The organism is Staphylococcus sp. EG-SA-14, from assembly GCF_017151935.1.
Classification (GTDB): domain Bacteria; phylum Bacillota; class Bacilli; order Staphylococcales; family Staphylococcaceae; genus Staphylococcus; species Staphylococcus aureus.
In genome coordinates this window covers 1-13,042 of the sequence record NZ_JACVZM010000018.1, presented here as the reverse complement: position 1 = coordinate 13,042, position 13,042 = coordinate 1, and the positions used below count along the sequence as shown (strand labels likewise).

The window sequence follows — 13,042 nt, the reverse complement described above, 5'->3', positions numbered from 1 at the left end:
CAATTCGTAACACATGTATTCAACTGCGTTATGAATTGCTTTTTCTTAATTATTTATTGTTCTCTGGATTGCATCCTTAATACGTTGCTCACCTACTACAAATTTTAAAATAAAAAATTGATAGTAGCTTAATGCATCTATGACTCGTTTATAATTGGAATAATGATGATACTGATGGTGTTGCATTAGATCATACATTAGAACAATCTCCGGTTTAATATAATCCACATCCCAATTTAAACTATGGAAGTATATGTTACTCTTAGGTATACGTATATTCGGATCCAATCTAAAAATCCATTCATCGTTTACTACATCATAAACGAAAATACTCATTATTGTTGTATCATCATATTGCACATAAACTTTTGCAATTTTTGAAAGTGATAAATCTTCTTTAGCTATTGCTTGATCTTGCTTATCTATGTATAGTAACGCATATGATTGCGGAATAACTTTCACAATATCACTTAAACGCTTACGTTCCACGCATATTTCAACAATAGAAGGTAATTTTAATTCATCATTTAAGAAAAGCTGCATGGCAACTTCACCGTGAAATTTAAATAATTGCGATGATGTTTTCATTAAATTGTCCACTAATTGTTCTTTAGCATTCATTTCATTCACTCTCAAATACACCTCCTAAGCAAGCGCTTTCACAAATATCATTATACATTTTAAAATTAATGAATTCAATCTTCAAAATACTATGAGTGACCTAATTCTGTCATTTAAATGACCGTTATAACATAAATTCGACATAAACTTGAATTCACGAATCTTTCACGTCATATTCATTGAACATCAATATCTGTCAGTTTATAATTTGATTATAACAATGATGAACTAAAATCAACTAATAAAAATGTGGGAAATTGAATAACAATTAATCTTTATTAATTATTATTGTATACAAAGTTAAAGAAGTCAAAAAGGATTGGTGAAAAAATGTCTTTTTATGTTGTACTTATCATTATCATTGTAGCATTAATTGGTATATTAGTTTTAAATCAAAGGTATAGTAATAGTAAAATAGATACCGAAGTTTATGCAAGAAAGCAACTTATTAAAAAGAACAAAGCATTAAGTGCAGAAAATGCTGAATTAAGAAGTCAAATGCTGAGTTCTAATAATGATGTTGGCCACCATGCATACAAAAATGCTAAAAGAGAATTACGCAAGATTTTAGATAGCTATCTCGAAAATGGTAAATTAAAATATTACGATATTATCGTTACAAGCAATTTAGCTACTAAACATCCGTTTTTCGAGTATGCACGTTCATTTGATTTTATCATTGTTTCAGATATCGGTTTAATAAACGTTGATGTAAAAAGCTGGGGTGAAAAAACATTTTATCACTTTGATGTACCTGATGAGCATGATACAGAAATAAGCAATAGTAATATTGAAAAAGTTGTCGGTCATTACATTAGCCAGCAATATCATGATCAGTTTAATTCATCAAGAAAGTCTATCTATACTTTTACAGAAACAGTTCAACCAAATCGTGTTATTTATGATTTTTATGATTATGATCCGTATCAATTAGCAGCAAATAATGCGAAAGCATTAAAGGATCATATTGAACAAAACTTTAACTTTAAAGTCCAAAGTACCGGTGTTATTTACTTTAGTGATGGTACAGTTAATATCATTCAAGGTTCTGAAGAAAGAGATAAATATGTTGATACAGTTTCAACAAAATCTTCGTTACGACGTATTATTAGCGAAGCCATAGAGCTATCTAAACACCCTTTAAATAAAGAACAGGTTGATCAAATCACAGCTATATTCAAGTAAAATCAAAGGCATAATAATCCATTACGCTCGATACGCACTATGGTTATTATGCCTTTAAATTATTTCTATATATAAATTTATGGTAATAATAAATCGATGCTTCAAGTATATTTTACTTTAATATATATAATCACCTATTTAATTATTTACTCCAAATATTTAATTTCTGTTGTTTAGCTTTATTTTGTGCTTCTATAAATACATTTCTATATTTGCCATTTGGTGAAAAATACTTCTCTCTAGCAAGTCCCTTTTCCACTAATTCCTTATTGTACATACGATCTTTACTTATCCATACATACGCCAATGTTCTACCATAGCGATCTTGTTTTTCTTTATCATATTCTAAATAAACATCTTGATTTGTTAATGTCTTCTTACTATAATTTGATGCTTCTTTGCCAAATGGTTGTACAGGCGTATTCGGTTTCACCGTTTCTGGCGTATCAACCCCTATAAGCCTAACTTTAATTTCTTTACCATTTTGATTTGCAATAAATGTATCACCATCCACAACTCTTTGAACATGTACTTTATCTTTACCATTTAAATCTTGTACAGTTTCATGATTCGTCCCCTTTTTGAAAGGACCCGTATGATTCATAAATTGAAATGCTAATACACCTACAATAATGATGGCTACCACAATCATAGCAAGCGATTTATTTGACTTCATATTGCCACCTACTTCTCTTTTTTCATTCCGATTAATCATATAAAAGTTAAGAAATATCGTCAATAGCCATATCTACATATTTCAATATTTTGGAAAGCTATAGCATGATATAATGTTATTGTTAAGGAGTGAAAATAAATGAACATTTCAAATGAAAATACAGTCACATTAATTGCAGTAATTATCGCAATTATCATTGGTATTTTCCTACAAATATTTTTCAAATTACCATTAATAGTGACGGCAGTACTATCTATTTTATTGGGTATCTTTGTAGGCTTTATCGTTTACTTGATTGTTTCGTTTTATAATAAGCGAAAAAATTAGTTAACAAATCTAAATTGCGAGTACCAAAATAAAAGTATTGAGTAAGATTTTGATTATTGACTCACTTTCCAAGTCTCTTAAATCAAAACACTCAATACTTTTTTGTTTGTATTTAGATCCAGCCTTTTTCATTTGCCTTTTTCCAAGCATCAAAACGATTATCTGCAAATAATTTATCAATTATAACAGATGTATAATTTCTAACTGTTCCATCTGTCAAAAATAATTTTTCACTTATTTCTTTACTACTTAAACCATTGCCAATTTCCCTTAATACAATTTGTTCTTTGGGCGTTAATGGGTTTTTATCTACAAAAAATGAAGTCATCAATGTGGCGCTATATTCTTTCTCTCCGTTATTTACTTTATTAATGGTTTCCACCAATTCTTCTATAGAACGTTCTTTTAAAACATATGCATCCACATCATTCACAACTGCTTTTTCAAAGTATCCCGGTCTTTTAAAAGTTGTTACAATAATCACTTTAATATTCAAATGCTTTTTTCTAATTTCCGCTAAAACTTCAAGTCCAGTCATGCCTGGCATTTCTATATCTAAAATAACAACGTTAGGATTATATTCTTCAATAAGTTTCATTGCATCGAGACCATTATCAGTATCTGCTAAAATTTCAAAATCACCATGTAGTTTAATTAATTGAACCATTGCCTGTCGTAACATATTTTGATCTTCTGCAATAATTAAAGATGTCATGCTATTCCTCCTGTTGAGATTTCAATGATTATTTTAGTTCCATTTGTTGAGTCGACTGCTAAAGTTCCATTTAAATGTTGTACACGCTGTGAAATACTTTTCACCTCACAATCACTATCGATACCTTTGCCATCATCTTCAATCATAAGCAGTAATTTATGATTGTTTACAGTTTTTAATTTACCATGAACTTTTGAAGCATTTGCATGTTTAATAACATTATTTATCGCTTCACGCGTAATCATAACTAACATAGATTGTTTAGTAGGACTTAATACTTGCGCTAATTCTTTATTTTCAAATGTAAAATCAATATCAGCATCTTTTAAAACTTTACGTATACTATCAATCTCTTCAATAAATGATGGTAATTTTACATCATCAATAATTTCTCGAACTTTGTTCAATGATTCACGAGATAATTTATTAATTGCTAATAATTCAGCTTTTACTTTTTCTACATCAGCATCTATTAGTTTATAAGCTAATTCTGATTTTAATGATAAACTTGCAAACACATGCCCTAACGTATCATGTAAGTCTTGACCAATTCTATTTCGCTCTTGTTCAGCAATTAATGTATTAATATGTCTATTTTTTTCTGCTATTTCTTTTTGATATTCACGGTTTTTCATTTTTTTAAAATTATCTAGCATTATTAACGATATAACGACATAATAAACCATCATTGCAACAAAATAGTTGTTATACAATAAGTACGTTATTATTGTACATATAATCATTGTTAGTATGAAAAGATTAGTTGCCGTTTTTTTAACATTATTTTTAAAAGTAAATGGAACGGCAAAAGCACTATAAAAGAAAAACAAACTTAGCATTGGATGTACACTGAAAACAAAATAACAAATAATAAAATAATGAATAATCAACAAAATGTAAAACATTAATGTATTAAGTCTATTATTTACTATAACTAATATAAGATACGACAACGAAAAGACAATGACTGATATAATATACAACCATTTGGGACCATATACTTCATTAAAAAATATACCGGCAATAGGAAAAATCAGATAAAGTATAGACGATATTTCAGCAATTGAAGTATCTTTTAAAAATTTCATATTTTATTCCGCCCTTTTAAAATGACTAATACAATATACTGCTAATATACTCCCTAAAGCATACAAGAGTATTATAGCAAATGATATTAAATTGATATGATGATTTGAAGCAATATCTACACCTAGTTTACGCAAATGATAGCTCGGTAAAACATGAGCAACATGTTGAAGCCAATTTGGAAATGTGTTTATCGGAAACCACAATCCACCTAATACTGCTAAACCAATTGTTACGATATTAGCTAAAGCACTTGTTTTTTGAATATCATTTAACAAAGAAAATAATATGCCAAAAGTTATTAATAGAGACGCACCTAACCATAAAAATATTCCTGACTCTAACCATTGAACTGCACTCATTGCAACACCTTTATAAAAATGTCCAACCATAAAAATAACTAATATCGCTATTGCAAATTGCAGCATAGTTTTCACTACTTTTGAAATATAATAACTAGTAAAAGTAAATGGTGTTACCATTAATCTTTGGCGCCATTCATTTTGTTTTTCATTAATAATATCTAATGGAAAAGTTAGTAAACTAAAACTTAACAAACTATAAACCGTCATACTATACATATACTCTTTATAAAATTTAGGTTTAACATCTTCCGGCAATTCCAATATCGAAGTAAATAATATATAGAATATAACAGGAAATAAAATAGATAATATTAATGTTGTTTTTTTACGCATTATAACTTTAAATTCGATTTTCAAGTAACTTAGTATCATAATTAGATCCCCTTTGCTTTTTATTGTTGAAGTATGAATCAACAATTGAGACTTTTTGTATTTCAATATCATCCAAATTAATATGAAGTTGTTGAAGATATAAAATCGTATCATTTACATTTGAAGTAATAATTTTGATAGTGCCATTATGATTTTTTTGAATAACTAAATCATCTTTATCTAGTTTTAACTTTCTTATATATTCATCGGATAACGTAATCTGAGATTGCTGATTGGTTCTAATATGTGACGTTGAATCATTAAGTATTATTTCTCCATTTTCAATGAGAATAATTTTGTCTGACATACGTTCGACTTCTTCAATATAGTGCGATGTATAGAGTATCGTTCGATTATCTTCTTTTAAATTTTCAATAATTGACCAAAAATATTCTCTAATTTCTATATCCATAGTCGATGTTGGTTCATCTAATAAGATCAATTGTGGTTGTCCGATTAAAGATAATACAAAATCGAGTAATCGTTGTTGACCACCAGAAAGTTTATTTACAAATTGGTTCAGTTGACTAGAATCAAATTTCGTCAGTTCTATTATTTCTTCCAATGGTAATGGATTTTCGTAAAATGATTGATATAAGTTGATAATCTCAATAACTTTTAATTGATCTGGAAACATCGTTTTTTGGAACATTATACTGCGATTTTCACTTTGTAATAACTTGTCTTTATCAAATATCTCACCAGAATTAGCATTAACATTACCAATTAATATATCAATTAACGTTGACTTTCCAGCACCATTTTTTCCAATTAAAGCGATACATTTACCTTGTTCAATATCGAACGAAATATTTTTTAGAACACATCTTTTATTAAATGACTTGTTGATATTAGATATTTGAATCAATTTAATCACCTCTATTTTTTCCTTAATTTAATATTAGTAAATTTATTAGATTTAAAATAGAACACTTTGTCATAGATTTGAAATGACAAATGTCATTATTAGGTTCACATAATATATTTATCGTTATTTTAATTTTGGGCAAAATAAAAAGAGCCTCTATAATCGAGACTCCTTACAAATAAATTATAAAATTGGCGAAACTAATTTAGCTAACGATTCTTTAAACTTAACAGACAGCGGTCTATTGGCATATGATTCTTTGGTTAGTTGTTTTGATTTTGTAATATCATGTTCATAAGCCACCCTTAAATCTTTAGCAAGCTTTTCATCATATACAAAAGCATTGACTTCGAAATTCAATTCAAAACTTCTAAAGTCCATATTAGCAGTTCCGACTGAAACCATTTCATCATCTATTAAACACATTTTAGAATGTATAAATCCATTTTCATACGTGTAAATTTTTACGCCACTAGATAGTAAATCTGAAGCATTTGAATATGTCGCCCAATAAACTAAAGGATGATCTGGCTTACATGGAATCATTAGATGAACATCTACCCCTGATTTAGCTGCAATTTTAATGGCATTTATATATGAGTTATCCGGAATGAAATAAGGCGATTGCAAATATACCGACTTCTTAGCGCTCATAATCATTTTTGTATAACCATATTCAATTTGATGCCAGTCACTAGCCGGACCACTTGCAGCTATTTGAATTGGTGAATTGCCCAATGGTCCGTTCTTTTTAGGGAAATACTTAACATCATATTCAAACTGTGGACGGTGCGCTTGCGAATTCCAGTCTAAAATAAATCGCAACTGCAGTGCATCAACCGCATCCCCTTGTATACGTAAATGCGTATCTCTCCAATACCCTAGTTTACCTAATCCTAGATATTCATCACCAATGTTAAATCCTCCGACATAACCTAGTTGACCATCGATTACGATGATTTTTCTATGATTTCTGTTATTCATTCTGAAATTCAATAACGGTAATTTAGAAGCAAAAAATGCTTCAACTTCTCCACCTAACGATTTAAAATGATCAAAATTAGCCATCTTAACTTTCTTTGAACCAACGTCATCATATAAAATTTTCACTTCTAGACCTTGTTTCAATTTCTCTTCTAACGCTTTTAAAATTCTTTGGCCCAAGCCATCTAGAGCGAATGTATAATACTCTAAATGGATGTATTCTTTAGCATTTTTAATATCTTGTAAAACTTGATCATATAAATCATTTCCATCAATGAAATGATCAACTTTATTATTTTCAGTTAAAAAACCATCTTGATCCATCAAAAGCATACGTACTAAATCATGATGTTTTTGAACTTGTTTGTTATCAGTACCATAATTACCTTTATCAAAGCTTTCTATTTGTTGTTTTAAAAGTCCATCGAAATCCGTTAACACGTTACCATTGTTTTTATTCAATTTACGTGCCGAAACGGTTCTACCAAAAAACAAGTAAAGAATAAAACCAATCAATGGTAAGACAAAAAGTACAAATAGCCATGCCCAAGTTGAACTCGCTGTACGTCTATTTCTTTCTAAAAAGATAATAATAAAAGCCAATACTAAATTAATGATGAATCCAATGGCTAAAATAATGGTAAAAAGTGTTCCTAAATCATTTGAAAATGTATATCGCATAGTCTTTTCTCCTATAAAGAAAGGCACAAAAAACATTTTGCACCTTTCACATCATATTATTTATTCACAGATAAAGTTAAAATTGCATTGAATTCTTCTTCATTATTTGGGAATGTTCTTTCTTCTATTTCTTTAATAGTAATATTTACTAATTTTAAATTTGTAGCTTCTTCAGAACTTAAAAAAGCATTAATGTTTTTTTCTAATAACTCTAAAGTCTCAGCTGTAAAAGTTTTAAGTTTAATTTGTTCCATTTAAATCCCCTCTTTTCTCTATTTCCTAAATCATAGAACTTTTAACAGTAAAATTCAATCATTAATATATGTGTTCCAGCATGAAAAGTCGCTATGATTAAAAATTAATTAATTTTCTTAATGTATTGTTTGATGTATAATATATTTATTCAACTTCGCGATAATGCGATACAAACTTTAACAATTCACAATACATTTTAAATATCGAACTAGTTTTGAAATTAGTTTATCTTATTAAAATGCTGATATTAGTTTTAGGGGGAAATGTAGTGATCTCATTTGAAAATGATTATTTAGAAGGTGCTCATGAAAAAGTATTAAAACGATTAGTAGATACAAATCTTGTACAAGCTTCGGGATATGGCTTTGATCAATTCACAGCTCAGGCAATTGAAAAGATTAAAGATACAATTGATTGTCCAAATGCTACTATCCGTTTTTTAGTAGGTGGAACGCAAACCAATCAGGTTGTTATTAATTCAATGTTAGAAAGTTACGAAGGGGTTATTTCAGCAGACACTGGTCATGTTGCTGTGCATGAGGGCGGTGCAATTGAATATAGTGGACATAAAGTAATTACTATACCCTCTAAGGAAGGAAAAGTTAGTGCTTCAGATGTTGAAACTTACATGGAGACATTTAAAAGTGATTTTAAAAAGGACCATATGGTATTCCCAGGAATGGTATATATTTCTCATCCTACAGAATATGGCACATTATACTCTAAATCAGAATTGGAAGAGTTATGCAAAGTATGTAAGCAATATCAGCTTCCATTATTTATGGATGGTGCACGATTAGGGTATGGATTGATGAGTGATCAATCAGATATGACTATTAAAGACATCGCTAAATATTGTGATGTATTTTATATAGGTGGTACGAAGATAGGTGCATTATGCGGAGAAGCAATTGTTTTTACGAAGAATAATGAACCGAAACAATTTACCACTCGAATCAAACATCACGGTGCACTTTTAGCAAAAGGACGGTTAACAGGCATACAATTTTTAGAATTATTTACGGATAATTTATATTTTAATATAAGCAGACATGCTATCGAAATGGCAAATAAGATGAAAGACGGGTTTATAAATAAAGGCTATCGTCTTTACTTTGATTCTCCAACCAATCAACAATTTTTTATTTTAAGTAACGAGAAAATAGCAGAGTTAGAACAAAAAGTTAAATTTGCTGTTTGGGAAAAATACGATGATCAACATCGTGTTGTTAGATTCGCAACCAGCTGGGCGACAACCGAAGAAAATTTAAATAAACTATTAGAATTAATCTAATAATGCTGTTATATTTCGTCTGGCAAATCATTTATTAATTAAGCCAGTTCAGTTGAGTAGTTGTGTTTATTGATTTATATATGAAACTACTCATTTGAAGCCGTTGATGTTATAAAATTACATCATTCCAAAACAAGATACTACAGATTATTGAGTATCTTGTTTTATTTTATATATTTAAAAATGTTAATTTGTGCTGTATTTACTTTAATTTGACGAGATTTGAAAAGTATTATGATGGTTGTAGTTATTTTATGAAAGTGATGTAATATCATTTGAATTACTAAATCTATTTTGGTAGGAATATCGATGTTTAGTTTAAATGGAATGCACTATTTAAGTTTTTAATATGGAGATGTTTGTGACATTTCGATGATTAAGATTTTTATAGGTGTGCATCTTTACAAATAAACTTTGTGTTTAAAATTGAACTTAGGAAATCGATAGGTTTAGATGAAGATTTTGTTGAAGGTATGTGTCTTGTATCCTTAGTTGTTATAAAAGCGCAAAAAATGGCATCACTTTATCTTTATCTGTGTAGAAAGGATGCTATTTAGAAATTATTTTAATAATCTAATACTTTTTATCTCAGTTTCATCAAACGAATAAACAGCAAAATCAGTCTGTATATCTACAACAAGATTTCCTGTTTCACTCTCAAATTCATTTTCATAGTCAGTTACAAACCCTTCGTATTCTTCATTATTCAAAAGCGTGATAATAACATCTTTACGATATGCATCTTCAATTCTCAATACTTTTCACCTACTTATCAATATAAGGTACTATATGAGCACCTGTCTTCGAATAATGCACTTTTCCTTTTCTGGTTTCAATATACACATTATCGATATGTACTTTTCCAATAATTTGATTAAAATTAATAATCTCTTTCATATCAAATAGCTCATCACTTAATATTAGATTGCCTGTTGACATTTTTTCTCTTAACAATTCATTCAATAAATCTATAGAAAGTATTGTATAGCTAGGCAATTTCTTATTATTTAAAATGGCTCTTTTTTTATTTTCATTATATAGATGATGACCTAACATATGTCCATTTTGTTTTTCACAATTTATTTCTATTTTCATTTTACAACTTTCAATCATTTCTTTCATCTGGTTTTTAGCTTTTTCTTGTAATTTAGCTTCTTTTACTTCTACCTGATATTTACCTTCACGCTCTTTAAAGAACTTGTCTCGCCAACTGCCAACATGTGGCACTGTGGTACTTCTACACTAAGGATGCATAGGTGGCGCATTCACACCTGGTATCATATCTTTAACTTTAAATATTTTTCCGTTGAGTGAATGACATAATTTAGATGTTTTACTATCTATTTTGGCAACATATTTATATTCGCCATCTTCACCAAGTTCTTTTAAATATGTTAACTTTTGTGATTCTGCATTTTCAGTAAATAGTTAAAAAAGCGTATAAAAATAGCACCACCTTCTCTTTATCTGTGTAGAAAGGATGCTATTGATATTTAGACTTTGATTGATTAATTTCTTTTTCTAATTCTTCTTTCTTCGATAATTCATCCATATGCTTAAAAAAATCTTCTATAGAAATGTAACCATCTAATTGTTGAATTGACATAATGTATTACTCCTATTTGTCCTTTCGTTTTATATATGTTTTATTATAAAGTTGCTTTAGAATATTATCAACTATCGCTTCATTATTTCTCATAGTTATAGATTGTTTTATATCTTTCATAATTTTATAAACTTGAGACTGATTATATAATGAAGTTTTACTTATATGTTTTACTACACTATAGTTAGTAACAATAGTCGTTGTTTGGATAGATTTATTTCCAATAAACATCTTTAAACCATTCAATGAAAATCCTGATTGTCCAGGATGGTTATGTAACATAACAATTGAATTCGGTTTACTGTTAAATAATAATTCGGTTGCTTGTTACCCTGGCACAAAAGATACACTATCTTGATCGCCATATACTTTTGTAACTTTAGCACCTTTTAATAAATAAGCTACTTCATTTTAGCTAACTTCTCAGCTTCTTGAACCGCATCTTTAATACGTTCATCTGATTTTTTGCGTTCTCTAGCTATACGCTCTTTAATCAATTGTGATACTTCTTCTTGAGAAAATGTTTTCTCATTCTGTTGTGATTGTTCATCACTGTTGTCTAGTTGCTCTTCGTTCTGAGTTACGTCAGTAATATTACTTTCATTTTTCTCCATGAGACATACCTCCGTTTATAGTCTGTCGACTGATATTCCATACTTGCTTTTAAAATGTCATCAGCACGTTTTGGACAATAAAAAATAACCTTCACATTGGAAGGTTAAAAAAGTGTATAAAAATAGCACCACTTTCTCTTTATCTGTGTAGAAAGGATGCTATTTTTCTAATTTTTGTTCTTTATTCTTATTTTCTAATTCTATTGCTTTCTTGTATTCTTTATCCAATAATTCTTGTGACTGTTTATTAGTTATTTCACCATCTAACTGTGCAAAATACATTTTAATCACCTAACTTTATATATTATGTTACCACTATTATATAATCTCTTTAGAATCATATCAATATCCTTATGATTGAATTTTTTTATATTCTTATTTTTATTATATTTTTTAATACAATCAATACAAGTTGATTTGCAATATTCTTTTGTCTTAGTTAAGTACTTTGTTTGACCTTTATTTGTAACAATTGTCAGTGTTTTAATAGAATTATTAAATATAAATAAATACAAGTCTGTAAGAGAAAAACTAGACTGCCCAGGATGGTTATGTAACATAACAATTGAATTCGGTTTACTGTTAAATAACAATTCTGTTGCTTTTTCCCCTGGTGCAAAAGATACACTATCTTGATCACCATATACTTTTGTAACTTTACCATCTTTTAATAAATAAGCTACTTCATTGCTATCATTGTTTTCTTTGGCATCTTTAAGCAAGGCTTTATGTTGTTCTTGTATAAATTGATTTTCTTCTTTGGTATGTGTTGGAATATCAACATATCTGACTTTATCAATTGCTTGATCAGTAATATATATTTTCTTTCCTAATACTTTAGCTTGTTGTAATTCATCTTTGGTTGTGTCATCTTCTACTTGATATTTACCTTCACGCTCTTTAAAGAACTTGTCTCACCAATTGCCAACATGTGGCACTGTGGTACTTCTACACCAAGGATGCATAGGTGGCGCATTCACACCTGGTATCATATCTTTAACTTTAAATACTTTGCCGTTGAGTGAATGACATAATTTAGATGTTTTACTATCTATTTTGGCAACATATTTATATTCGCCATCTTCACCAAGTTCTTTTAAATATGTTAACTTTTATGATTCTGCTATTTCAGTAAATAGTTAAAAAAGCATATAAAAATAGCACCACTTTCTCTTTATCTGTCTAGAAAGGATGCATTAATACCATGCTATTTTATAATTTTCGGGAAATTCTTGCTTCTCGATAAAGTCTCTTACTACAGAAAAAGACTTATTACGATATAACATAAAATATTCTTCATTTTCTATTTCAGATAATGAGAAATCTATAACCTCTGCATCTTTTTTATTAAAAGTTACTGAACCTTTACCGTTACTTATATCATCTTCAGGTA

Annotated in this window: 19 protein-coding genes and 2 pseudogenes; 3 read left to right on the top strand and 18 right to left on the bottom strand. The window is 28.9% G+C overall.

What is annotated here, in order from left to right; all coding sequences use genetic code 11:
• Positions 1-45 precede the first annotated feature (45 nt).
• Complete coding sequence (locus IDG63_RS10555) at positions 46-621, bottom strand: hypothetical protein (RefSeq protein WP_001803470.1); 576 nt, start codon at positions 619-621, stop codon at positions 46-48.
• Positions 622-951: 330 nt separating this feature from the next.
• Between IDG63_RS10555 and IDG63_RS10550 the strand changes: the two genes are divergently transcribed.
• Positions 952-1,806 (top strand): hypothetical protein, encoded by an 855-nt coding sequence (locus IDG63_RS10550; protein ID WP_000011823.1) that lies wholly within the window; start codon positions 952-954, stop codon positions 1,804-1,806.
• A gap of 142 nt (positions 1,807-1,948) precedes the next feature.
• Here IDG63_RS10550 and nucI read toward each other — a convergent pair whose 3' ends face one another.
• A complete protein-coding gene (gene nucI, locus IDG63_RS10545) occupies positions 1,949-2,482 on the bottom strand; it encodes a thermonuclease NucI (RefSeq protein ID WP_000841351.1) in 534 nt (177 codons plus the stop codon).
• 138 nt (positions 2,483-2,620) lie between these two features.
• On the opposite strand from nucI, the gene IDG63_RS10540 reads away from it, so the two are divergent.
• Positions 2,621-2,809: a hypothetical protein gene (locus IDG63_RS10540; protein ID WP_001027143.1), complete on the top strand. Its 189-nt coding sequence runs from the start codon at positions 2,621-2,623 to the stop codon at positions 2,807-2,809.
• Between the two features lie 112 nt (positions 2,810-2,921).
• Here IDG63_RS10540 and IDG63_RS10535 read toward each other — a convergent pair whose 3' ends face one another.
• The 6 genes from IDG63_RS10535 to IDG63_RS10510 all read right to left on the bottom strand — a co-directional run bounded on the left by IDG63_RS10535 (position 2,922) and on the right by IDG63_RS10510 (position 8,134).
• Positions 2,922-3,524 carry a response regulator gene (locus IDG63_RS10535; protein ID WP_000202390.1) on the bottom strand — a complete coding sequence of 201 codons (603 nt, stop codon included), beginning with the start codon at positions 3,522-3,524 and terminating at the stop codon, positions 2,922-2,924.
• On the bottom strand, positions 3,521-4,612 hold the full coding sequence (locus tag IDG63_RS10530; protein WP_086095894.1) for a sensor histidine kinase: 1,092 nt from the start codon (positions 4,610-4,612) through the stop codon (positions 3,521-3,523). The genes IDG63_RS10535 and IDG63_RS10530 overlap by 4 nt, the downstream gene beginning before the upstream one ends.
• Before the next feature lie 3 nt (positions 4,613-4,615).
• A complete protein-coding gene (locus tag IDG63_RS10525; protein WP_000603969.1) occupies positions 4,616-5,347 on the bottom strand; it encodes an ABC transporter permease in 732 nt (243 codons plus the stop codon).
• The gene (locus IDG63_RS10520; RefSeq protein WP_000593436.1) at positions 5,316-6,224 is read right to left on the bottom strand and encodes an ABC transporter ATP-binding protein; all 909 of its coding nucleotides are present in this window, start codon (positions 6,222-6,224) and stop codon (positions 5,316-5,318) included. Before IDG63_RS10520 ends, IDG63_RS10525 begins: the two co-directional genes overlap by 32 nt.
• Positions 6,225-6,398: 174 nt before the next feature.
• Positions 6,399-7,880 (bottom strand): cardiolipin synthase, encoded by a 1,482-nt coding sequence (cls, locus tag IDG63_RS10515; RefSeq protein WP_001270821.1) that lies wholly within the window; start codon positions 7,878-7,880, stop codon positions 6,399-6,401.
• 56 nt (positions 7,881-7,936) lie between these two features.
• The gene (locus IDG63_RS10510) at positions 7,937-8,134 is read right to left on the bottom strand and encodes a hypothetical protein (protein WP_000435068.1); all 198 of its coding nucleotides are present in this window, start codon (positions 8,132-8,134) and stop codon (positions 7,937-7,939) included.
• A 269-nt stretch (positions 8,135-8,403) separates the two neighbouring features.
• On the opposite strand from IDG63_RS10510, the gene IDG63_RS10505 reads away from it, so the two are divergent.
• On the top strand, positions 8,404-9,429 hold the full coding sequence (locus IDG63_RS10505) for a threonine aldolase family protein (protein WP_000622698.1): 1,026 nt from the start codon (positions 8,404-8,406) through the stop codon (positions 9,427-9,429).
• Positions 9,430-9,989: 560 nt separating this feature from the next.
• Here IDG63_RS10505 and IDG63_RS10500 read toward each other — a convergent pair.
• From IDG63_RS10500 to IDG63_RS10470, 10 genes and pseudogenes are all read right to left on the bottom strand, one after another.
• Entirely contained in the window at positions 9,990-10,184 is a 195-nt protein-coding gene (locus IDG63_RS10500) for a hypothetical protein (protein WP_001217295.1), read from the bottom strand.
• A 10-nt stretch (positions 10,185-10,194) separates the two neighbouring features.
• Positions 10,195-10,842: pseudogene (locus IDG63_RS10495) on the bottom strand (minor capsid protein); the annotation flags it as partial.
• A 70-nt stretch (positions 10,843-10,912) separates the two neighbouring features.
• Complete coding sequence (locus tag IDG63_RS14920) at positions 10,913-11,035, bottom strand: hypothetical protein (RefSeq protein WP_000027399.1); 123 nt, start codon at positions 11,033-11,035, stop codon at positions 10,913-10,915.
• A 12-nt stretch (positions 11,036-11,047) separates the two neighbouring features.
• Entirely contained in the window at positions 11,048-11,317 is a 270-nt protein-coding gene (locus IDG63_RS10490; protein ID WP_001641468.1) for a hypothetical protein, read from the bottom strand.
• A gap of 119 nt (positions 11,318-11,436) precedes the next feature.
• On the bottom strand, positions 11,437-11,649 hold the full coding sequence (locus tag IDG63_RS10485) for a hypothetical protein (RefSeq protein ID WP_001566611.1): 213 nt from the start codon (positions 11,647-11,649) through the stop codon (positions 11,437-11,439).
• Entirely contained in the window at positions 11,616-11,744 is a 129-nt protein-coding gene (locus IDG63_RS10480) for a hypothetical protein (RefSeq protein ID WP_031835011.1), read from the bottom strand. The genes IDG63_RS10485 and IDG63_RS10480 overlap by 34 nt, the downstream gene beginning before the upstream one ends.
• A 64-nt stretch (positions 11,745-11,808) precedes the next feature.
• A complete protein-coding gene (locus tag IDG63_RS14915) occupies positions 11,809-11,931 on the bottom strand; it encodes a hypothetical protein (protein ID WP_000273438.1) in 123 nt (40 codons plus the stop codon).
• A 5-nt stretch (positions 11,932-11,936) separates the two neighbouring features.
• Positions 11,937-12,371 carry a hypothetical protein gene (locus IDG63_RS14735; RefSeq protein ID WP_000910096.1) on the bottom strand — a complete coding sequence of 145 codons (435 nt, stop codon included), beginning with the start codon at positions 12,369-12,371 and terminating at the stop codon, positions 11,937-11,939.
• 195 nt (positions 12,372-12,566) lie between these two features.
• Positions 12,567-12,761, bottom strand: a pseudogene (locus IDG63_RS14730) (minor capsid protein); the annotation flags it as partial.
• Positions 12,762-12,845: 84 nt separating this feature from the next.
• Positions 12,846-13,042, bottom strand: a 197-nt coding sequence (locus IDG63_RS10470; RefSeq protein WP_147698042.1) for a hypothetical protein, incomplete at its 5' end; no start/stop codon positions are given.

What these genes read in the sequence shown, in the direction of transcription:
- IDG63_RS10555 (WP_001803470.1), bottom strand. Translation starts at nt 621, where the DNA reads ATGAATGCTAAAGAACAATTAGTGGACAATTTAATGAAAACATCATCG.
- nucI (WP_000841351.1), bottom strand. Translation starts at nt 2,482, where the DNA reads ATGAAGTCAAATAAATCGCTTGCTATGATTGTGGTAGCCATCATTATT.
- IDG63_RS10510 (WP_000435068.1), bottom strand. Translation starts at nt 8,134, where the DNA reads ATGGAACAAATTAAACTTAAAACTTTTACAGCTGAGACTTTAGAGTTA.
- IDG63_RS14915 (WP_000273438.1), bottom strand. Translation starts at nt 11,931, where the DNA reads ATGTATTTTGCACAGTTAGATGGTGAAATAACTAATAAACAGTCACAA.
- cls (WP_001270821.1), bottom strand. Translation starts at nt 7,880, where the DNA reads ATGCGATATACATTTTCAAATGATTTAGGAACACTTTTTACCATTATT.
- IDG63_RS10540 (WP_001027143.1), top strand. Translation starts at nt 2,621, where the DNA reads ATGAACATTTCAAATGAAAATACAGTCACATTAATTGCAGTAATTATC.
- IDG63_RS10550 (WP_000011823.1), top strand. Translation starts at nt 952, where the DNA reads ATGTCTTTTTATGTTGTACTTATCATTATCATTGTAGCATTAATTGGT.
- IDG63_RS10490 (WP_001641468.1), bottom strand. Translation starts at nt 11,317, where the DNA reads ATGTTACATAACCATCCTGGACAATCAGGATTTTCATTGAATGGTTTA.
- IDG63_RS10485 (WP_001566611.1), bottom strand. Translation starts at nt 11,649, where the DNA reads ATGGAGAAAAATGAAAGTAATATTACTGACGTAACTCAGAACGAAGAG.
- IDG63_RS10525 (WP_000603969.1), bottom strand. Translation starts at nt 5,347, where the DNA reads ATGATACTAAGTTACTTGAAAATCGAATTTAAAGTTATAATGCGTAAA.
- IDG63_RS10535 (WP_000202390.1), bottom strand. Translation starts at nt 3,524, where the DNA reads ATGACATCTTTAATTATTGCAGAAGATCAAAATATGTTACGACAGGCA.
- IDG63_RS10530 (WP_086095894.1), bottom strand. Translation starts at nt 4,612, where the DNA reads ATGAAATTTTTAAAAGATACTTCAATTGCTGAAATATCGTCTATACTT.
- IDG63_RS14920 (WP_000027399.1), bottom strand. Translation starts at nt 11,035, where the DNA reads ATGTCAATTCAACAATTAGATGGTTACATTTCTATAGAAGATTTTTTT.